The sequence below is a fragment of the Bradyrhizobium sp. th-b2 genome (assembly GCF_000426785.1).
GTDB classification, from domain to species: domain Bacteria; phylum Pseudomonadota; class Alphaproteobacteria; order Rhizobiales; family Xanthobacteraceae; genus Bradyrhizobium; species Bradyrhizobium septentrionale.
The window spans coordinates 159,791-179,865 of sequence record NZ_AUGA01000006.1 but is presented as its reverse complement, the minus strand read 5'-3'; the positions used below and the strand labels follow the sequence as shown (position 1 = coordinate 179,865).

At 65.1% G+C, this 20,075-nt stretch carries 20 protein-coding genes; 10 read left to right on the top strand and 10 right to left on the bottom strand.

Translation table 11 applies throughout. The features are described 5' to 3' along the window. Positions 1–52 precede the first annotated feature (52 nt). Positions 53–943, top strand: coding sequence for a peptide chain release factor N(5)-glutamine methyltransferase (gene prmC, locus K359_RS0111915; protein WP_029079552.1), 891 nt, complete (start codon positions 53–55; stop codon positions 941–943). 469 nt (positions 944–1,412) lie between these two features. Continuing rightward, on the top strand, positions 1,413–2,171 hold the full coding sequence (locus K359_RS0111905; protein WP_029079551.1) for a DUF4167 domain-containing protein: 759 nt from the start codon (positions 1,413–1,415) through the stop codon (positions 2,169–2,171). Between the two features lie 152 nt (positions 2,172–2,323). Here the strand turns inward: K359_RS0111905 and K359_RS0111900 are convergent, their stop codons facing one another. Further along, complete coding sequence (locus K359_RS0111900) at positions 2,324–3,073, bottom strand: class I SAM-dependent methyltransferase (protein ID WP_029079550.1); 750 nt, start codon at positions 3,071–3,073, stop codon at positions 2,324–2,326. A 183-nt stretch (positions 3,074–3,256) separates the two neighbouring features. On the opposite strand from K359_RS0111900, the gene gloB reads away from it, so the two are divergent. Continuing rightward, positions 3,257–4,024, top strand: a complete 768-nt coding sequence (gloB, locus tag K359_RS0111895) for a hydroxyacylglutathione hydrolase (protein WP_029079549.1) — start codon at positions 3,257–3,259, stop codon at positions 4,022–4,024. Between the two features lie 12 nt (positions 4,025–4,036). Next, positions 4,037–4,471 (top strand): cupin domain-containing protein, encoded by a 435-nt coding sequence (locus tag K359_RS0111890; RefSeq protein WP_029079548.1) that lies wholly within the window; start codon positions 4,037–4,039, stop codon positions 4,469–4,471. Positions 4,472–4,559: 88 nt separating this feature from the next. On the opposite strand, the gene K359_RS0111885 is transcribed toward K359_RS0111890, so the two are convergent. The 3 genes from K359_RS0111885 to K359_RS0111870 all read right to left on the bottom strand — a co-directional run bounded on the left by K359_RS0111885 (position 4,560) and on the right by K359_RS0111870 (position 7,793). After that, positions 4,560–5,432, bottom strand: a complete 873-nt coding sequence (locus K359_RS0111885) for a DMT family transporter (RefSeq protein WP_029079547.1) — start codon at positions 5,430–5,432, stop codon at positions 4,560–4,562. A 187-nt stretch (positions 5,433–5,619) separates the two neighbouring features. Then, positions 5,620–6,345: an acetoacetyl-CoA reductase gene (phbB, locus tag K359_RS0111875; protein WP_029079546.1), complete on the bottom strand. Its 726-nt coding sequence runs from the start codon at positions 6,343–6,345 to the stop codon at positions 5,620–5,622. A gap of 269 nt (positions 6,346–6,614) precedes the next feature. Beyond that, on the bottom strand, positions 6,615–7,793 hold the full coding sequence (locus K359_RS0111870; RefSeq protein WP_029079545.1) for an acetyl-CoA C-acetyltransferase: 1,179 nt from the start codon (positions 7,791–7,793) through the stop codon (positions 6,615–6,617). Between the two features lie 314 nt (positions 7,794–8,107). On the opposite strand from K359_RS0111870, the gene phaR reads away from it, so the two are divergent. Next, positions 8,108–8,695 (top strand): polyhydroxyalkanoate synthesis repressor PhaR, encoded by a 588-nt coding sequence (gene phaR, locus K359_RS0111865; RefSeq protein ID WP_029079544.1) that lies wholly within the window; start codon positions 8,108–8,110, stop codon positions 8,693–8,695. Positions 8,696–8,784: 89 nt separating this feature from the next. Here phaR and K359_RS0111860 read toward each other — a convergent pair whose 3' ends face one another. Continuing rightward, complete coding sequence (locus tag K359_RS0111860) at positions 8,785–11,145, bottom strand: acetamidase/formamidase family protein (protein ID WP_029079543.1); 2,361 nt, start codon at positions 11,143–11,145, stop codon at positions 8,785–8,787. A gap of 361 nt (positions 11,146–11,506) precedes the next feature. Here K359_RS0111860 and K359_RS0111855 point away from each other — a divergent pair, with 361 nt between their 5' ends. After that, positions 11,507–12,961 (top strand): acetamidase/formamidase family protein, encoded by a 1,455-nt coding sequence (locus K359_RS0111855; RefSeq protein ID WP_029079542.1) that lies wholly within the window; start codon positions 11,507–11,509, stop codon positions 12,959–12,961. Between the two features lie 188 nt (positions 12,962–13,149). Here K359_RS0111855 and K359_RS0111850 read toward each other — a convergent pair whose 3' ends face one another. Next, positions 13,150–14,841, bottom strand: coding sequence for a bifunctional diguanylate cyclase/phosphodiesterase (locus tag K359_RS0111850; RefSeq protein WP_035976480.1), 1,692 nt, complete (start codon positions 14,839–14,841; stop codon positions 13,150–13,152). A gap of 219 nt (positions 14,842–15,060) precedes the next feature. Between K359_RS0111850 and K359_RS0111845 the strand changes: the two genes are divergently transcribed. Next, complete coding sequence (locus K359_RS0111845; RefSeq protein WP_029079540.1) at positions 15,061–15,345, top strand: hypothetical protein; 285 nt, start codon at positions 15,061–15,063, stop codon at positions 15,343–15,345. Between the two features lie 14 nt (positions 15,346–15,359). Here K359_RS0111845 and K359_RS0111840 read toward each other — a convergent pair whose 3' ends face one another. The 3 genes from K359_RS0111840 to mtgA all read right to left on the bottom strand — a co-directional run bounded on the left by K359_RS0111840 (position 15,360) and on the right by mtgA (position 17,200). Beyond that, positions 15,360–15,989, bottom strand: a complete 630-nt coding sequence (locus K359_RS0111840) for a hypothetical protein (protein ID WP_029079539.1) — start codon at positions 15,987–15,989, stop codon at positions 15,360–15,362. 193 nt (positions 15,990–16,182) lie between these two features. Continuing rightward, positions 16,183–16,368, bottom strand: coding sequence for a 50S ribosomal protein L32 (rpmF, locus tag K359_RS0111835; protein WP_021077536.1), 186 nt, complete (start codon positions 16,366–16,368; stop codon positions 16,183–16,185). A gap of 160 nt (positions 16,369–16,528) precedes the next feature. Next, the gene (gene mtgA / locus K359_RS0111830; protein WP_029079538.1) at positions 16,529–17,200 is read right to left on the bottom strand and encodes a monofunctional biosynthetic peptidoglycan transglycosylase; all 672 of its coding nucleotides are present in this window, start codon (positions 17,198–17,200) and stop codon (positions 16,529–16,531) included. Between the two features lie 200 nt (positions 17,201–17,400). On the opposite strand from mtgA, the gene K359_RS0111825 reads away from it, so the two are divergent. The 3 genes from K359_RS0111825 (at position 17,401) to K359_RS0111815 (ending at position 19,604) form a co-directional block, all read left to right on the top strand. Then, a complete protein-coding gene (locus K359_RS0111825; protein ID WP_029079537.1) occupies positions 17,401–18,321 on the top strand; it encodes a polyprenyl synthetase family protein in 921 nt (306 codons plus the stop codon). 18 nt (positions 18,322–18,339) lie between these two features. Continuing rightward, positions 18,340–19,020, top strand: a complete 681-nt coding sequence (locus K359_RS0111820) for a DUF1345 domain-containing protein (protein WP_029079536.1) — start codon at positions 18,340–18,342, stop codon at positions 19,018–19,020. Positions 19,021–19,193: 173 nt separating this feature from the next. Beyond that, positions 19,194–19,604: a hypothetical protein gene (locus K359_RS0111815; RefSeq protein WP_245284580.1), complete on the top strand. Its 411-nt coding sequence runs from the start codon at positions 19,194–19,196 to the stop codon at positions 19,602–19,604. Positions 19,605–19,616: 12 nt separating this feature from the next. On the opposite strand, the gene K359_RS0111810 is transcribed toward K359_RS0111815, so the two are convergent. Then, positions 19,617–20,051 carry a GFA family protein gene (locus tag K359_RS0111810; protein ID WP_029079534.1) on the bottom strand — a complete coding sequence of 145 codons (435 nt, stop codon included), beginning with the start codon at positions 20,049–20,051 and terminating at the stop codon, positions 19,617–19,619. Positions 20,052–20,075: the final 24 nt, after the last annotated feature.

The window sequence follows — 20,075 nt, the reverse complement described above, 5'->3', positions numbered from 1 at the left end:
ACGGGGTGCAAGTGATATCGACGCCGCATCGACCATCGGCTAACAACGCGCGATGAGCGCATCAGCAGGACATGGCAGCCAGACCGTCGAGAGCGCCCGGCGCGCGCTCGCCGCGCGCCTCAAGGCGGCCGGCAGCGACGCCGTCGAACTCGATGCGCGGCTCTTGGTCGGCGCCGCACTGGGGCTCGATCTGACCGGCATGATCACGTCGGCAGCGCAGCCGCTGACCCCTGACGAAGCGGATCGCCTCGAGCGCCTCGCAGTGCGCCGCCTCGCCGGCGAGCCGGTCGCGCGCATTCTCGGCAGCAAGGAATTTTGGGGACTGCCGCTGCAGCTCTCCGCCGCGACGCTGGTGCCGCGCCCCGACACCGAGACTGTGGTCGAGCGCGCGCTCGAACTGCTGCGCGCCGACGGCACCGCCGGCCGCGCCTTGCGGATCGCTGATCTCGGCACCGGGTCGGGCGCGATCCTGCTGGCGCTGCTCTCGGAACTGCCCAACGCGCATGGCTTCGCCACCGACATCTCGGCGGAGGCATTGCAGACCGCGAGCCGGAACGCCGCCGAGCTCGGACTTGCCGATCGCGCGACCTGGATCAAATGCGATTACGGCAGCGGGCTGACCGGCGTGTTCGACCTGATCGTGTCCAATCCGCCCTACATCCCCTCCGCCGACATCGCCGGCCTCGACGTCGAGGTGCGCGAGCATGATCCCCGCGCGGCGCTCGATGGCGGTGCCGACGGGCTCGACGCCTACCGCGCGCTGATTTCGCAATCTGCGGGTCTTTTGACCTCAAACGGACTTCTGGTTGTGGAGGTTGGGCAGGGCCAGAGCAGCGACGTTGAAGCCCTGATGACGGCGTCCGGGTTATCCCCAACGGGGCCGCCCAGGGCCGATCTCGGGGGCGTTCCGAGGGCCGTTTCCGCCCGCCGGCTGCCCCGATAAAGTCCTATTGGAACGCAAAAAAACCTCTTGGAATATCTCCCGGGAACGACTACGTTCCGGGCACAACATCGGTGCTGGCCCCGTAATCGTTACGGGTGATGACCAGGGTTCAGCAGAGCCCGCCGATCGAAAGGTTCCAGGAACGCAGGTCACATTGAGCGCAATAGCTGAAAGCTGTGCTGCTCTCGACCGCCAAGCGAACGAAAGCCCGTTATTGCGCTTGAAGACTTACGCACGAGAACTGGGCCTGTCTCAACGGGCGCAATGATTTGGTCGCTAGCGAGATCCGCTGGCGGCGGTTGGGGAACGCGTCTTTGCTGAACGCGACTTTGCTGAACGAGATGGTCGGCGAGATCGAAGCCACTTCGGACGGTATTGCGATTCCGTGCGCCTAGGCGCGCGCCGAATCGGACTCTGAGAATCGGACTGTGGACTGCAATAACTTCAGGGCTGGAATAAAAGGCGACAGATGAGAAACGGTCAGAACAACAAGCGGATGCGCAACCGGAATAACAACAATAACAACAACAACAACAATAACCGGCGCGGCCAGAATCCCCTGACACGGGTGTACGAATCGAACGGACCCGACATCAAGATCCGCGGCACGGCCTCCCACGTGGCCGAGAAGTACGTCCAGCTGGCGCGCGATGCGCGCTCCTCCGGCGACCCGGTGGCGGCTGAAAACTACTACCAGCACGCTGAGCATTACTACCGGATCATCGCAGCGGCGCAGGAGCAGTTCAGGCAGAATCAGCAGCAACCGCGCCCCGACGCCGAGCCGATCGCGACCGACGACAGCGACGACGACAGCGACGGCTATTCGAGCTTCGGCCAGGAGCCGGGCTTCGTGCCCCAGCAGCAACAGCCCTTCATCCGCGAGAACGGCCAGCCGCCGTACCAGCGCGAGCAGCCGCCGCGCGAGCGTGAGCATCAGCCACGCGAGCACCGCGAGCGTGAGCATCGTCCGCAGCCGCAATATCAGCCGCAGCCGCCGAACCAGCCGCAGCCCGTGCTGGCCGATGCCGGCGGCGTCGATCGCCTGCCCTCGTTCATCACCGGTGGCGCGCAGCCGCAAGTCAACGGCGCCTTTGAAGGCAATGGCGGCGCAGAACGCGGCGAACGTAGCGAACGCTTCCCGCGCCGCCGCCGCCGCCCGCACGGCCCGCGCGCCGACATCGCCGCGCAGCCCGCGCCGAGCGACGACTTCAATCCGGGCAACGAATAACCCTGAAGATCTCCCATCCTCCCTTCGCGGGGAGGGTGAATAAATCGCGTCACTGGAGCTTCGGTTCTGATTGAATCAGAACCGAAGCTCCAGCTTTTTATTTTGACGCGTTTTCCCCGAGCGAACCGGCATCCACTTCGCTCGAAAACGCTCTATTCCGGGTGAATGGATTTGCGCGTCGCCGTCGATGACGGCACCAGCACCGGCCGCAATGAAGGGATCAGCTGCGTGCGCTCGCGGCGGGCAGGGATCGCGCGATAGACCTGCTTGCTCGCCTCCACGATATGCACGCCGGCGAACGGCATCGACAGCGCGGCGCCGACCCGCTCCCACGCCATCGCCGAGCGCAGAAACCAGCTGCCCTGAACCGGCGGCATGAACAGCGCCTCGCCCCACGCCGTCGGCGTGAACCAGGTCTGCCGCAACAGCTGCGTGATCTGCGCCCGCGAATAGGGCCGGCCATGGCCGAACGGCGTTGCATCGGTGCGCGTCCAGACGCCGCGCCTGTTCGGGATGATCGCGATCAGCCGCCCCGACGGCGACAGCACCCGCCACACCTCGCGCAGCAGCCGCTCCGGATCATCGGACATCTCCAACGCATGCACCAGGAGCACGCGGTCGACCGCGGCATCCGGCAGCGGCATCGAGAATTCGTCGATCAGGGTCGCCAGCGCCGGCCGCCCGGTCGGCCATTTCAGCACGCCCTGGGCCGCCGGCATGAAGGCGATGCAGCGCTCGCAGGACTCACGGAACAGGCCGAGATAGGGCGTCGGATAGCCGAGGCCGAGCACACGCTGGCCCTCCGCATTCGGCCAGCGCGCACGGAGGCCGCGGTTGATCAGCTGCCGCGCCACGATGCCGAGGCGCTGCGAATAGAAATCGCGCAGGTCGATGACGTCCATGGCCGCTAGCCTAACATGCCCCCTGCTGCCGGGGAGCGCGGAAATTTGCGTTGCCGCCGGAGCGTTAACGCCATATTTCACCCCTATACTGGACGCGTTAAAAGCATGATCCGAAAGCGTGGGCACCGGCTTTTCGAAACATCATGCTCTGACCTGTCCGTCCCGTTTGTTCGTGGAGATATCATGACCGCCGAGATTCGCACCTTCAGCTGCCTCACCGACAATTTCGGGTATCTGATCCACGATCCCGCGACCGGGGCAACGGCGTCGATCGACGCGCCGGAGGCCGGCCCGATCATCAAGGCGCTGGAGCACGAAGGCTGGACGCTGACCGACATCCTGATCACCCATCACCATGGCGACCATGTCGGCGGCGTCGCCGAGCTGAAGCAGAAATTTGGCTGCCGCGTCGTCGCCCCGCACGATAAGTCGGCGAAGATCGCCAATGTCGACCTGCGCGCCGCCAATGCCGACGTGATCAAGGTCGGCAGCCTGCTCGCGCGCGTGGTGGAGACCCCTGGCCATACGCTCGACCATATCTCCTATGTGTTCGACGGCGAGAAGGCGGTGTTCGCCGCCGACACACTGTTCTCGATCGGATGCGGGCGGGTTTTCGAAGGCAGCTATCCGATGATGTGGGATTCGCTTTTGAAGCTGCGCTCGCTGCCGGACGATTTTCGTCTGTATTGCGGCCATGAATACACCGCATCGAACGTCAAATTCGCGCTCACCATCGAGCCCGACAACGCAGCCTTGCAGGCGCGTGCGGAGGAAGTGACGCGGCTGCGCGCCGAGAACAAGCCGACGATACCCGTGCTGCTCGGCGACGAGAAGAAGGCCAACGTGTTCCTGCGCGCCGACGAGCCGGTGGTCGCGGCCAAGCTGCACATGAAGGGCGCCGATCCGGCCCAGGTGTTCGGCGAGCTCCGCGAGCGCAAGAACAAGTCGTGATGGCCGACCTTGATGTCTAAGTTCTCGGCTGCCGACATCATCGCACGGCTCGACCTGAAGCCGCACCCGGAAGGCGGGCATTATCGCGAGACGTTTCGCGACGAGAATTGTGACGCCAATGGGCGCGCCCGCTCGACCGCAATCTACTTCCTGCTGGCGCGCGGCGAACGCTCGCATTGGCACCGCATCGACGCAGTCGAGATGTGGCACTATTACGCCGGCGCGCCGCTAACCGTGCGGATCGCGCAGGACGGCGAGCCGCCGCATGCGATCACGCTCGGGCCTGACGTCATCAGCGGCGAGCAACCGCAGGCGATCGTGCCGGCGAACGCCTGGCAGGCCGCTGAAAGCAGCGGCGACTGGACGCTGGTCGGCTGCACCGTCGCGCCGGCATTCGAGTTCGCGACATTCGAGCTGGCGCCGAAGGGCTGGGAGCCGGCGTCGTAAGGCATTTGTAGGATGGGTAGAGCGCAGCGAAACCCATCAACTTTTATCCACGCGGCGAGATGATGAGTTTCGCTGTGCTCTACCCATCCTACATTCTTTTTCTCAGCACCATATCCTTGGCCGCGATCAGGCCGCCGCCGGCGATCAGGATCGCGGCGATCGCGATGTTGGCGCTCGGTTTGGCAAAACCCGCGAGGATCAGGAACGCGGTCGAGAGCAGTGGCGTGGCGTAGGATGCGGCGCCGAGCACGCGGATGTCGCCGCGCTTCATGCCGATGTCCCAGGCAAAGAACGCAGCCCCCACCGGACCGATGCCGAGCGCCACAACGGCAAGCCATTGCAGCGGCGTTGCCGGCCACACCGTGGTCTCCGCCATCATGTGCACGAGCGCGGCAAGCACCGCGGTCGCAAGGCAGAAGCCCGCCACCGCATCTGTCGGCACAGCCTTGAGCCGGCGCGACATCACCGAATAGGCAGCCCAGACGAACGCCGCGACGAAGGCCGCCGCGAAACCTGGAATCTGCTCGCTCGTGAAGGCGCCGGTATTGCCGGCGAACAGCAGCACGGTGCCGGCAAGACCAAGCAGCGCGCCGACGATGTGATGGATCGCAAGCCGCTCGCCCGGCAGCAGCGAGGAGAACAGCACGATCAACAGCGGCCAGAGATAATTGAGCAGGCCGGCCTCGGCCGGCGGCGCGAAACGCAATGCCAGGAAGTACAGCGCGTGATAGCCGAACAGCCCGCCGACACCGACGACCCAGGCAATCGGCGACTGCTTCAATGCGCCGAAGGCTGCGGGACGGAACAGGAAGCTTGCGAACGCGACTGCGGCGCCGATCGCGAAGGTCATCGCGGCGAGCTGGAACGCCGGGATCTTGCCGGTCGCGACCGTCATGACCGACAGCAGCGACCACATCAGGATGGCGGTCAGTCCGACAAGGGTGGCAGTACGGGTCGTCATCTTGCTCGGGAGGTCTCTCCGTCATGGCCGGGCATAGCCGTCCGAAGGACGGCGTCGCTCCCGCTCGCCTGCGTCCCGGCCATCCACGTCTTCCTGGCCGCGAGTTTCAAGACGTGGATGCCCGGGACAAGCCCGGGCATGACGACTTCATTGATAGAACGCCTGCGACGCGACGACGCTTGTCGCGTCAGGCGTGATACTGGCCGCCATTGATGGTCAGCGTCGAGCCGGTGATGAAGCCGGCGTCGTCGGCGGCGAGGAACACCACGGCGCGCGCGATCTCCTCGGGTTCGCCGAGCCGGTTGACCGGGATCTGCGGGATGACGTTCTTCTCGAGCACGTCCTTCGGCACCGCCTGCACCATCTCGGTGTTGATATAGCCCGGGCAGATCACGTTGACGGTGATGCCGCCCTTGGCGTTCTCCAGCGCCAGCGCCTTGGTGAAGCCGATATCGCCGGCCTTTGCCGCGGAGTAGTTGACCTGGCCGAACTGGCCCTTCTGGCCGTTGATCGAGGAGATCGAGATGACGCGGCCGAACTTGCGGGCGCGCATGCCCTCGATCACCTGGCGCGTCATGTTGAACAGCGAGCCGAGGTTGGTGTTGATCACGGCATTCCACTGCTCCAGCGTCATCTTGTGGAATGCGGTATCCTTGGTGATGCCGGCATTGTTGACGAGCACATCGACCGGGCCGAGATCGGCCTCGACCTGCTTCACGCCGGCCGCGCAAGCGTCGAACGATGAGACATCCCACTTGTAGACGGGAATCCCGCTCTCCGCCTTGAACTTCTCCGCCGCGGCGTCATTGCCGGCGTAGCTCGCCGCCACGTTGTAGCCCGCCGCTTTCAGCGCCTTGCTGATCGCGCCTCCAATGCCCCGCGTTCCGCCCGTCACCAATGCAACACGTGCCATGTCCGTTTCCTCCTTGGCCGTCTTTTATAACCGGATTGCTCCGGTCTTCGCACTCACTCAACAAAGCGCGATGAGATTAGGTTGAATTGTCATCGCGCTTTAGCTCCCTTTTTTTGAGCATGATCTTTTCGGGAAACCGCTTCACACTTTTCCGGATCATGCTCTCGAAACAAAAATGCCCGGCACAAAGCCGGGCATCATGTTTATCAGCTCGCGCCGCGGTTGACAGATGATCTTTTCATCACCTAACCGACCTCGCTGCCTTTTGTTCAGTCGCGTGCAACGCACATAGCGATGCCCATGCCGCCGCCGATGCACAGCGTCGCGAGGCCCTTCTTGGCGTCGCGCTTCTGCATCTCGTGCAACAGCGTCACCAGCACGCGCGCGCCGGACGCGCCGACCGGATGGCCGATCGCGATCGCGCCGCCATTGACGTTGACCTTGGCCGGATCCCAGCCGAGGTCCTTGTTGACGGCGCAGGCTTGCGCGGCGAACGCCTCGTTGGCCTCGATCAGGTCGAGATCGGCGATGTTCCAGCCGGCCCTCTTCAGCGCGGTGCGCGACGCCGGGATCGGTCCGGTGCCCATGATCTTGGGGTCGACGCCGGCCTGGCCCCACGAGACGATGCGGGCGAGCACCTTCTTGCCCTGCTTGGCGGCTTCCTTGGCGGTCATCAGCACGACGGCGGCGGCGCCGTCATTGATGCCCGAGGCGTTGCCGGCGGTGACGGTGCCGTCCTTCTCGAAGGCCGCGCGGAGCTTGGCCATCGCATCGATCGTGGCGCCATGACGCGGATACTCGTCGGTGTCGACCACGATATCGCCCTTGCGGCTCTTAATCGTGACCGGGACGATCTCGTCCTTGAACTTGCCGGCCTTCTGCGCCGCCTCGGCCTTGTTCTGCGAGGCGACCGCGAACTCGTCCTGTTGCGAGCGGGTGATCTGGTACTGCTTGGCGACGTTCTCGGCGGTGTTGCCCATGTGGTAGCCGTTGAAGGCATCCCACAGCCCGTCCTTGATCATGGTGTCGATCAGCTCGAGGCCGCCCATCTTGACGCCGCCGCGCAGATATTGCGCGTGCGGGGCCATGCTCATGGATTCCTGGCCGCCGGCGACGACAACCGAGGAATCGCCGTTGAGCAGCGCCTGGTAGCCGAGCGCAACCGTGCGCAGGCCCGAGCCGCAGAGCTGGTTGACGCCCCAGGCCGGGCTTTCCACCGGGATGCCGGCTGCGATTGAGGCCTGGCGGGCCGGGTTCTGGCCCTGGGCGGCAGTGAGGATCTGGCCCATGATGACTTCGGAGACCTGACCGGCCTCGACGCCGGCACGCTCAAGCGCCGCCTTGATGGCGATCGCGCCGAGGTCGTGGGCCGGCGTGGTGGCGAACGCGCCGTTGAAGCTGCCGACGGGGGTGCGGGCGGCGCTGACGATGACGACATCGTCTGACATGGACATCTCCTATTGGTTGTAGCTGGGTTTCTCGACGGCGGGCGGCCGGTCTGGCGGGCCTGTCTCTTGACGGCTATCCTGTAAACCTCGTTGGGACATGTCAATCGAACTGTCACGCAAATCGCGCCGCGACGCACTCAAAATGACGCTCTTGGCACTTTCCTGAGCAATCCCTTTGCTTTGAGATTAACCGTGCCGCACAAAACGGTAGCCGAACCGCTTTGAAAATGCTTACCTTTGCTGCGATGCGTTGCATTTAGCCCAGCGGCGATGCCGTTCGGGTTCCAGGTTCTTCGGTGTTGAAGTGAGAGCCCATGGCAAAATCTGAACAACCGACCACGATCAAGAAATACGCGAACCGGCGGCTCTATAATACCGGTACGAGCACCTATGTGACGCTCGAGGATCTCGCGGCGATGGTGAAGGAAGGCGAGGATTTCCTCGTCTATGACGCCAAGACCGGCGACGACATCACCCGCTCCGTGCTCGCGCAGATCATCTTCGAGCAGGAAAACAAGGCCGGCCAGAACCTGCTGCCGACCACGTTCCTGCGCCAGCTGATCCGCTTCTACGGCGACAGCATGCAGATGGTGGTGCCGAAATATCTCGAGCAGTCGATCGATCAGCTGACCCGGGAACAGGAGAGATTTCGCAAGCAGATCGCGGGCGCCCTGAGCGGTACGCCGTTTGCCCCCCTGGAAGAACAGGTCCGCCGCAATATGGAGCTGTTCCAGCAGACTTTCTCGATGTTCAAGCCGTTCGTGCCGCAGCGCGGCGGAACTGAAGCCGAGAAGCTGCCGGAGCCTGCGGCCGACAACGGCAACATCGACGACCTGCGCCGCCAGATGAAGGACATGCAGGAACGCCTCGAGCGCATGTCGGCGCCGAAGAAGGACGAGTAGGTCCTTATCGCCGATCGGCCGGACCGACCGGCCGCCGTTACCTTGCGAATCCTGGCTTCGCGAAATCCTGACGGCGCCTCTGGCCGCCGTCAGGCGCAGCTGCCTGCGGCTTCGCCAAACATGCTCTTGCGCACGATCGCGTGCACGCCCCAATTGCCGTCGGCAACCTGCGTGACGCCGAAATCGACGCCGAGCGAGATCAGCGCCAGCGCTTCGTCCTCGCTGAGGCGGTAGCACTCCATCAGGAATTTGCGCGTCGCGCGGAACGCATTGCGCAGCGCGAGATCGACCGACGAACGCTGGTAGATTTCCGACTGCGCGTTGCGGCCGAGCTCGCGCAGATAATTGCCGTAGCTGAAGCCGTGCAGGATCCACGCCTCCGGCGTTTCCAGCAGCGGGTGCGCCAGTCCCTCGACCTGCGGCTTGGCGGCCTGGCCGCGCTTGTGCACGACGAGGCGAAACCGGCCGGTGAGCGAAAGCTCCAGCGCGGTGCCGTTGATCTCGCCGTCGCCTTGCGCGAAATGCGGATCGCCGATCGAAAACAGGGCGCCGGGCACGGCGACCGGAAGATAGAGCGTGGTGCCCTTGGTGGCGCGCCAATTGTCGACATTGCCGCCGAAATAGCCGGGCGGAATCGAATCGATGATGTCGGACTCGCGCGGCGCCACGGCCATGAAGCCGAAATGCAATCGTGCCGGGATGCGCACGCCGGCCAGCACGCCCGGCTGCTTCTCGACGATGGCGTGATCGACCGGCACGCCCGGGTAATCCATCGTGGGGTGGCGCACGCCGAACGGATCGGTCTGCGGCGTCCAGCGATAGGAATAGACCGCGCGGGCCCACTCCGCCTGCGCATCGGTCTCGAAGATCGTGATGGTCTCGCGCTTGGCCGGCGGATCGATCAGGTCGTTGTACTGGAAGCCCCACCACGCCGCAGCGTTGCTGCCGAACGACTTGCCGGCGAAGGCTGGATTGGCGGAAGGCCGCGGCCAGATATCGAGGATCTGCACCTCGAGCACGTCGCCCGGCTCCGCGCCGCAGACATGGATCGGGCCGGTGCAGATGTGCACGCCAAAACCTTCACCGGCGCCGCGGCCGAAGATCGAACCGTCCATCGGACCGGCACCGCGCCGTTCGATCGCCTTGCCCTCGGCGGTCCAGTGAAACACGCTCTCCGCGCCCGGATCGCCCTTGATCATGCGCTCATGGTCGTCGAAGGCGTGCTGGGTCAGCGTCTCGATCGTCACCAGCGCGCCCGACTGCACGCGCATGACAGGCGGAATGGCGCGGCTGAGATAGCCCCAATGCGCGGTCTCCCTGGACACCTTGAGATGGTGATGTGACGCGTCCGGCGGTGCCGCTGGCGGCTCAACCGGCAGGACCGGCTCTTGCCGCGCGACGCTCTCGCGAGCCGCCTGGCTCGGCGCGAGCCGCAGCACCGTTGCGCTGCCGCGGGCGAGCCGCGGCCGGCCGCGCGTGCGCTCGGCCTCCACATCGCGCGGCACCGCCTTGCGGAAGTCGCGCGGCGAGGTGCCGTAGGTCGCGCTGAACATTCGGCTGAAATGCGCCTGATCGGTGAAGCCCCAGCGGTAGCTGATTTCAGCAATGCGCTGGTCGGCATAGTTCGGGTCGATCAGGTCGTTGCAGCACCGTTCCAGCCGCCGCTCGCGCACATAGGCCGAGAATGTCGTGTTCTGCCGCTCGAACAGCCGTTGCAGATAACGCTGCGAGAGCCCCTCCTGGCGCGCGATATCCGCAATCGTCAGGCTGGCATTGCCAAGCTGGGCCTCGATCGCGGCATCGACCCGGCGTAGATGGCCGGCCTGGACCTGCGTCATCGTCTCGGCATCGAGCCGGGTCTCGCCGAGCAGCGCGCCGGCGACGAGCTCCGTGACCGCAACCTCAGCCGTGGCGAGATCGGCCTTGTCCAGGACCGCGAAATTGCCGCCCAATGTCCGCATCACTGGACGGACGGAAGCGGCGGCAATCGTCGCTCCGAGCACGGTCGGCAGACGCAGGCGGTTGTGCCCGAGCCGGCCGAACAGCCGCTCGCGCGGCAATTCGAGCAGCAGGATTTCGAAATCCTCCCGCAACGTCATGCGCCAGGGCGATTGCAGGTCGCACACCGAGACGTCGTTGTCGGCGAACTCGCAGCTGCGTTGCCCGGATGTGATGCTGCCGCGGCCGCTGGCATGGAAGATGATGGCGACCATCGCCGGCATTGCCGGCGATGCCGCATGACCGTTGCAGACGATCTGCTGTTCGGTCGAACGTAGCAGCGCGAGCTGCGCGCCGCTGGTCGAACGCTTTGCGCTCAACTCGCCGAACTGGAATGGGCCCTCCGGCAATTCACAATCGAGCCGCAAACCGGACAGCGCTTCGCGCCAGACCTCCCGCCGGTTTTGCCGCGGGATCGCATCGACCGAAACCCGGTAGGTCGTCGCGACCATCACCCCTCCAGGCCGCCGCACCGCGGCCTTCCAGTCACAGAGCCGTGAAGACAGCGTGCACCGATTGCGGGAGGGCGGCAAGCGTGTTGCGGTGGCACGAATTGCCCAGCCTTCGTGCAGCGGGCGACATGGGTTCCTCGGCCGGCGCGGACGCAGCGCAACTTGACCCCATGCGTCCGAATTCTTGACCACGCCCGCCATCCCGCGAAACAAAGGCGGCTGCGGCAGACGTTTTGCACGCGCTCTCACGCAGCGGAGAAGGCACGCGCACCGGCAAATTATTGGGCGCGCCCGGTCATGTCGGGACGACGCGGCGCGGTGCACTCTCACGCTCACTTTTCGAACCAAAGGGAGAGCAGAGATGTGCGCAGGTGACGACAAGAACTGCCCGGACTTCGAATTGCATCATCGCCAGTTCAAGGAGACGCTCGACCGGGAACGCCGCTCGTTCCTGCGGTCGAGCTTCGCGGCGGCGGGCGGCGCCGCGGCGATGACCGCGGGCGGCATCTCGCTGGTGACGCCGAAGATGGCGGCCGCTGCCGAGAAGCATCAGCCGGCGCAGCGCGCCTATCACCATCTGCCGGCGACTGCCGACACCGTGCACTGGGGTTATTTCAGCAAGACGCTGAAGCCGGCCGTCGAGATCAATTCCGGCGACTTCATCACGATCGAAGCGCTGACCCACCACGCCAATGACGATGCCGAGCGCATGGTCAAGGGCGATCCCGGCGTCGAGAGCGTGTATCTTTGGACCAAGGAGAAGAAGGGCGTGAACCGGCGCGGTGCCGGCCCGATGGATGCCTCGCTGTTCGGACGCGGTGCCGGCGAAGGCCTCGGCGTGCATATCTGCACCGGGCCGGTGTTCGTGCGCGGCGCCGAGGAAGGCGACGTGATCGAGCTGCGCATCATCGACGTCGCGCCGCGGCCCTGCGCCAATCCGAAATATCCGGGCAAGGCGTTCGGCAGCAACGCTGCGGCGTGGTGGGGCTTCCACTACAAGGATTTGCTCACCGAGCCGAAGCCGCGCGAGGTCATCACCATCTACGAGGTCGACGCGACAGGCGAACGCAACTGGGCGCGCGCGGTCTACAATTTCACCTGGACGCCGCAGACCGATCCGTCCGGCGTGGTGCACAAGACGATCGACTATCCCGGCGTCCCGGTCGATCATTCGACGATCAAGGAGAATCACGGCATCCTGAAGAACGTCCGCATCCCGGTGCGCCCGCATTTCGGCGTGATCGGGCTCGCGCCCAAGGAAGCCGACTTCGTCGATTCGATCCCGCCGAGCTACACCGGCGGCAACATCGACAATTGGCGCATCGGCAAGGGCGCCACGATGTACTACCCGGTGGCGGTCGAAGGCGGGCTGCTGTCGGTCGGCGATTCCCACGCCTCACAGGGCGATTCCGAACTGTGCGGCACCGCGATCGAATGCTCGCTCAACGGCACTTTCCAGATCATCCTGCACAAGAAGGCTGACCTCGCCGGCACCGCGCTGGAAGCGCTCGACTACCCGATGCTGGAGACCAAGGACGAATGGCTGGTGCACGGCTTCAGCTTCGCGAACTATCTGAACGAGCTCGGGCCCAAGGCGCAGTCGGAAATCTACAGCAAATCGTCGGTGGACCTCGCGCTGCGCGACGCCTTCCGCAAGATGCGCAAATTCCTGATGACGACGAAGAAGCTGACCGAGGACGAGGCGATCTCGCTGATCTCGCTCGGCGTCGATTTCGGCGTCACCCAGGTGGTCGACGGCAATTGGGGCGTCCATGCGGTGATCCGCAAGGACATCTTCGCCGGCGGCGATAGCTGACGGAAAGAATCTGGAGCGCGGCGATCCGCCGATCATCGCGCTTCAGCCGCGTCGAAGCCTTGGCGTAGACGGGACCGGGCGATCCAGTATTCCAGAGACGCCAGAGTTCCAACCGCTACGGCGCGGCGGTGCTGGATACCCGCTTTCGCGGGTATGACGACCGACATTGTGGATCAGCTTGCGGCCGCTCAGCCCGCGGCGGGCACGGCCTTCTCGGCCGGTGCGTTCCAAGGCCGGTCCGGCGAAGCGAGGCCGATCAGGCGGCCCTGGATGAAGTCGCAGCCCCACTCGCGCAACATCACGGCGGCCTCTTCGTCCTGCACCCATTCGGCAACCGTCTTGATCTCAAGACGGCGGGCGAGATCGATCAGCGTCTGCACGAAGGCGCGGTCGTCGGCCGAGCGCACGATGTTCTGCACGAAGGCGCCATCGATTTTGACAATATCGACGCCGAGCTTGCGCAGATTTCGAAACGAGGTGTAGCCGGCGCCGAAATCGTCGATCGCGATCCGGCTGCCGAAATTCTTCAGCCGTGTCACGAAGCCGCGGACGTCGTCGATGTCCTGGATCGCGACCGTCTCGGTGATCTCGACGATCAGCCGCTCGCCGACGCCGGGATGCGCCCGCATCAGCGATTCGATGGTGGCCCACCAGTCCGGGTCCATCGTGGTGTCGGGCGAGATGTTGAGGCTGAGCTGGACATCAGGTGCGGCGGCGAGCTCGGCGATGGCCAGCTCCAGCACGCGATGATCGACCATCCGGATCAGGCCGAGCCGCTCGGCGACCGGCACGATATCAGGCGCGAGCAGCGCCCGGCCGTCGTCCTGCTCCATGCGGACCAGGCACTCGTAAAACGAAGCCTGCCGCGAACGCGCATCGACCACCGGCTCGAAGCCGATCACGATACGGCGCTCGTTCAGCGCGGTGACGATCTCGTCGGTGACGCGGATGTTGACGCGGCGCTGGGCGTCGCGCTCGACATTCGGCTTCCACAGCGCGAACGATCCGGCGCGGCGGCTCTTGGCGGCGTCCAGCGTCTCCTGGGCGCGATTGACCGCTTCCTCCGCCGACCTGGCATGGCGCGGGATGGTGACGGCGCCGATCGACACGGTCACCGACACCGGGCCGGATTTGGTCGGCACCACCTCGTCGCGGACTGCGGCGAGGAAGCGCTCGGCCGCGATGTTGGTGTCATCGACGGTGCAGTTGCGCAGGATCAGGCCGAACTTGTTGCCGGAGAAGCGGCCGAGCATGTCGCCGCTGCGCAGCCGGGCGCGGATCCGCTTCGCAACCTCGGCGATGACGGCGTCCGCGACATCGAAGCCGAAGGCATCGTTGACTCGCGCCAGGTGATCGATGCCGATCAGCATGAAGGCGCAGGAGGTGCGGAAGCGCGCGCACTCCTCGATCGTCTCGGCGAGCGAGGCGATCAGATAGGTGCGGTTGAGCTCGTTGGTCAGCGGATCGTGCCGCGACAGCTTCATGAGCTGCTCGTCGCGGGCGTGCCGTTCATTGTTGATGCGGACGACGCCTTGCACCAGCGCCGGCCTGCCGTCGGCGCCGGCAAACCAGCAGCCGGTCTCCTCGATCCAGATCACCGGCGCCGAGGTGACGGCGCGCACGCCATATTCGATCCGGTAGGGAACGCCCTCCCCGCTGCGCACAGTCGCGGCCTGGCCGAGCGCATCTGATCGAACCGAACGCATTGGCTCGATCAGCTTGGCGAGCTCGGCGCCGCTCGCGAGCGCAGCGACTGGGATATCCGGGAAGACCGTCGCCGCATTGTCGCTCCAGGCGATCGCGTCGCTCGCCAGGTCCCAGGCGAACGTTGCCTGGCCGAGCGAGGCGAGGATGCTGGCAGCTGGCGGGACAGGTGGCATCGAACATGTCTCGATTTGGGACGGCGCCCGGTGATTCTGCACGCCCTCAAGATAGTGGTTCCGGCGAATCCAACGCTAGGAGAAGTTGATAAATAATCTGGAAACCACGTTTGCGACTACCGGGGAACGAACTGGGGATGCCGGGCATGACCCTTGCCACGGGGGTGTTGCGGAGGGACGCAACGTCCCAAAGTATAACGGTCAACGGGTCTGCGTGCGATGCCTGATATCGATCAAGCGGAAATCCTGGACGGCGAGGTTACAGGCGAACCTGCAGCCCCCTGCACCGCGTTGGTGCCGCTGGCCACGACCACCCATTGGGCGCCCAAGATTCCGCTGCCGCATGCCGATCCGTCGTTTGTGGCGCAGCTGATCGCAACCGCCGCCCACGAACCGCAGACGTGCGAGCTGCGGCGTGGGTCATTGGCCGACGCGCAAAGCGCCTACGGCCCGCACATCGACGAACGCCGCAGCGTCGCACGGCGCACCCGGCAGATCATCTAGATTCCAGAAGAGTATCAGCGCTGCGGCGTGTCCGACGGTGGCTGGCCGCCCGGCTGCAAATCCGGCGAGGTCACCGTCGGCTTTGGCGCGGACTGATCGAGCAGCACGGACTCCGCGACCGACGTCGCCGGAGGGACGGATGCGGCCGGCAGCGGCGCGGCAGGCGCCGGTGTGACGACAGTGGCCGGCGCGGGCTCGGCGACCGGCGCAGGCCGAGGCGCCTCAGCCGCTGCGGGCTGCGACTTGCTGACGCTCGGCGCAGGTGCCGCGACCACCGCACGGCGGCGGGTGCGCAGCGCAATTCCGGAAATGAAATCGACCAGCGCCAGCAGCGTGAGCAGGCCATAGGTCGAATTGCCGAATTTCGGCCAGAGCACGAATTCGGCGGCGGCCGCGCCGAACACGATCAGCGACAGCAGATGGTCGGTGAGAAATTTCGCGCCGGGCCGAGCGCCCTTGATGACCTCGAGCAGCAACAGCAGCACGCCGGCGGCGAGCAGCATGTCGCTGAGCGTGATCTGCCACTGCTCACCCGAGAGCAATGTCAGCCTGATCAGCGGGTCCGTGAAGGACACGCCGGGCATCAGGAAGGCGATGATGTTGTAGACCGCGAGCGGAACCAGCAGCAGCGGAAAACCGACCATCGGGGCTTGCGCCTTATTCCAGGGAGAACCAGCATGCGGCGATGCCTACGCTTCGCCGCGGACGCGCCCGTCTTGACCGGCCTCGTTGGCCGAATTCGGGCGCAGCGCCGTTTTGTTCGGAGCATGATCTTATCGGAAAACCGCTAGACACTTTTCCGGATCATGCTCTGCGGCGCGACAGCCGAATGTCCGATCAGGACTCTTTCTTGGCCTTCAGGACCTGGCGGCCCTTGTACATGCCGGTCTTCAGGTCGAGGTGGTGCGGGCGGCGCAGTTCGCCGGAGTCCTTGTCCTCGACATAGGTCGGGGTCTTGATCGCGTCAGCCGAACGGCGCATGCCACGGCGCGACGGCGAGGTTTTTCTTCTGGGAACGGCCATAACGGTGTCCTCTAGGGGTGTTGCGGAGGCATCGTCCGAAATGGGGACGAGCGCACAGCGCTTCAAAGCGCCAGCTGCGATGCCGGTAAGGCCGCGCTTATAGAGGAAGGCACTGCGTAAATCTAGGGTCCGATACGGTAAAATCCGCCCGAAATCAGCCTCAGGAGCCGCGATTTTCGCGCCAGCAGCGCTCCACCGCATTGCCCCGGGCCATATAGGTCCCGGACAGCCTGCGGACCCCCGGACCCGGGTTCCGGGCGCTCCGTTTCACCGGATTCGGCAGGATCGAAGCCATCAGCGCGGCCTCGCGGGCTGACAGCCCGGATGCCGACCGGCCAAAGGCATATTGGGCCCCGGCTTCGGCGCCAAACTGCCCGGACGGGCCCATTTCGGCGATGTTGAGGTAGATTTCGAGGATTCGCTGCTTGGGCAGCACGAAATCGATCCAGAGCGCCAGCGGCAGTTCCAGCCCCTTCCGGATCATGCTGCGGCCGGGCCACAAGAACAGGTTCTTTGCCACCTGCTGGGTGATGGTCGAGCCGCCGCGCGCCGCCTCACCATCCCCGGCGTCGTCGATCACCTCGCGCAGCGCGCCCCAGTCGACGCCCCGGTGCTTGCAGAAATGGGCGTCTTCCGCGCCGACCACGGACCGCGGCAGATAGGGCGACACGGCGCCGAAATCGATCCAATGCCGCGTCACCGGGGCCCCTCGCAGGGTCCGCCACGCCATCAGGGCCGAGACCGGGTGGCCGGTGCGGTAGAACGGCGTCACCAGATACGGCAGCACCAGCAGGGCCAGCAAAAGCAGCAATAAAATTCGGACGATGCGCAAAACGAGGGTTTCCGGGGAGAACCTCTCCAGGAAGGATTTGGGCCCCGCCCGCCAGGACACGGCCGGCGCTGTCAGACGTCTGTGGGATAATTCACGGTTTTTCCAGCACTTTTAAGGCGCGAATCCGTCGCAGGGTGGAATTGACGAAGCCGATGCCATCAACGATTGTCCGGCCGAAAATCGATCTGGAGCAATTCTTAATGACGACCGGTACTGCAGAGTTTTCCAAGCGGCTGGACCAGACCGCGGAGGATACCGAAGCCCTGCTCGCGAAACTTTTGTCCGACGCGATCGAAACCGACGAAATCGTGCGCCCGAAGCGGCTGATCGAGGCGATGCGCTATTCGAGCCTCGGCGGCGGCAAGCGGTTGCGGCCGTTCCTCGTGGTCGAGAGCGCGGCGGTGTTCGGCATCCCGCGCGAAGCCGCCCTGCTGGTGGGCGCCGCGCTCGAATGCATCCACTGCTATTCGCTGATCCACGACGATTTGCCGGCGATGGATAATTCCGATCTGCGCCGCGGCCGTCCGACCCTGCACAAGGCCTATGACGACGCGACCGCGATCCTGGCCGGCGACGCGCTGCTGACGATCGCCTTCGACATCATCACCCGTGATGCGATCCACAAGGATGCCCAGGTCCGCTTGCTGTTGACCCGCGCGCTGGCGCGCGCTTCCGGGATCGGCGGCATGGCCGGCGGCCAGATCCTCGATCTCGCCGGCGAAGGCCGCTTCGGCGACCGCGAGCCGGTCGACGTCGCGCGGCTGCAGCAGATGAAGACCGGCGCGCTGCTCCGCTTCGGCTGCATCGCCGGCGCGATCCTTGGGCAGTCCTCCGAGAGCGAGTATCGGGCACTCGACGATTACGGCAAAGCGCTCGGCGAAGCCTTCCAGATCGCCGACGATCTGCTCGACGTCGAGGGCGACGCCGCCGCGCTCGGCAAGCCGGCTGGCGCCGACGCTGCGCTTGGCAAGACCACCTTCGTCACCCAGCTCGGCATCGATGGCGCCAAGCAGCGCGTGCGCGATCTGCTGGCGCGAGCCGATGCCGCATTGTCGATCTTTGACGGCAGGGGCGACGTGCTGCGCGCGGCAGCCCGCTTCGTCGCCGAGCGCAAGAACTAACCGAAAGCACAGCGCGAAATGGACAAGGAGTTCACCGACCGCCTTGTTCGCTTCCGCAAGCTGCCGATGCCGGTCCGCTTGGTGGTGGGCCGGCCGCGCATGTTCGGCTCGATCGCCTTCGGCATCGTGGTAGCATTGCTGCTGCCGGGACCGGCACGCCTCGTCACGCATCTGCTGGCCGGCTGGGACGCCTTCGCCGTGCTCTATCTCGTGCTCGCCTATGTGATGATGCTGCGCTGTGACATCGGCCACATCAAGCACAATGCGATCGTGCAGGACGACGGGCGCTTCCTGATCCTGCTGCTGACCGCACTCGGCGCCTTTGCCAGTCTCGCCGCCATCATCTCCGAACTCGGCGCGGCGAAGGACAATCCGTGGGCGCTCGCGGTCGCTGTCGGCACCATCGCGCTGTCATGGACGGTGGTCCACACCGCGTTCTCGCTGCACTACGCCCACGACTTCTATCGCGGCAAGACGCCCGGAGGCCTGCAGTTTCCGAGCGGGGACGAGCATGCCGCGGCCGATTATTGGGACTTCGTCTATTTCTCGTTCGTGATCGGCATGACCGCGCAGGTCTCCGACGTCGGAATCACCGACAAGATCATCCGCCGCACCGCGACCGTGCACGGCGTCATCTCGTTCGTGTTCAACACCGCGCTGCTGGCGCTGATGGTGAACATCGCGGCGAGCGCGATCTAGCCGACACAGCCTAATCGACGGTCCCACCGACGCGCTCCTGCCCGGCCAAGACAATGGCATGGACCATGCCATCCTGACCGCTAGTCGACGAAACAGACCTGCGGTTCGGATTTGGCTGGTCACGATATTTCGGGCACGATCGGGGGAACGAGAACAATGCCACGGAGGACGTCATGCAGGGCGCAACCGCACCGGTTCTATCCGCCCGATCCGGCACGATCGGCCGCATGGCCAGAAACCTGCTCGCCCTCGCGCTGCTGGCCGGCTGCACCGCAGGCTGCGGCATGGTCGACGCCGTGTTCGACGGCTTCAAGCACGCAAAGGCCGTGGAGGAAGATCTCCTTGCGGCAGTCGGGGTCAAACCCGGGGTTGCGTTCAACTGGCGCAATGGCCGGCTCACATCGGTGACCGTCACCTTCCCCAGCCTGCTGCAGGACAAGCCGCTGCAGGAACTCGCCGACCCGGCGCGCAACTCGGTCGACAAGGAGTTCAAGCAGCGCGCCGACAATGTCGTGCTCGCCTTCGCGTTGGGGCCATCCAAGACGGACTCGGCACACGCGGACCAGCCTCAGGGCACGAACTGAGGTGGCGCGGATTTATTCCGCGCCTTTGGTGACGTGCCCCTGATATTGCGGCAGGTCGTCTGATATCGCGTACCACGGCGCCTTGGAGCCGACGAAGATATGCGCGGTCGGCCGGATCGCCGGCGCATCGCGCAGCGTTCCCATCGTGACATGGACATAGGCGCCGTCGCGCACCAGCGAATAGAGCAGCGAGCCGCAGCGGCCACAATGCGCGTCGTGGGTCAGCTCATCGCCGTAGATCATGAGACGATCGGCGCCGCTGACGACGGCGAATTTTTCACGCGCGATTCCCGCGAACGGCTTGAACGCCGATCCCGTGGTGCGCCGGCAGTTCGAACAGTGACAATTCAGCGCATAGGAAAATGCATCAGCCACCTCGTAGCGCACGTCGCGGCAGAAGCATTCGCCCGTCAGGATGCGATCGTTCGAATTTGCAGATGCGGTCACGGCTTTCTCCTCACGCGGAATTTT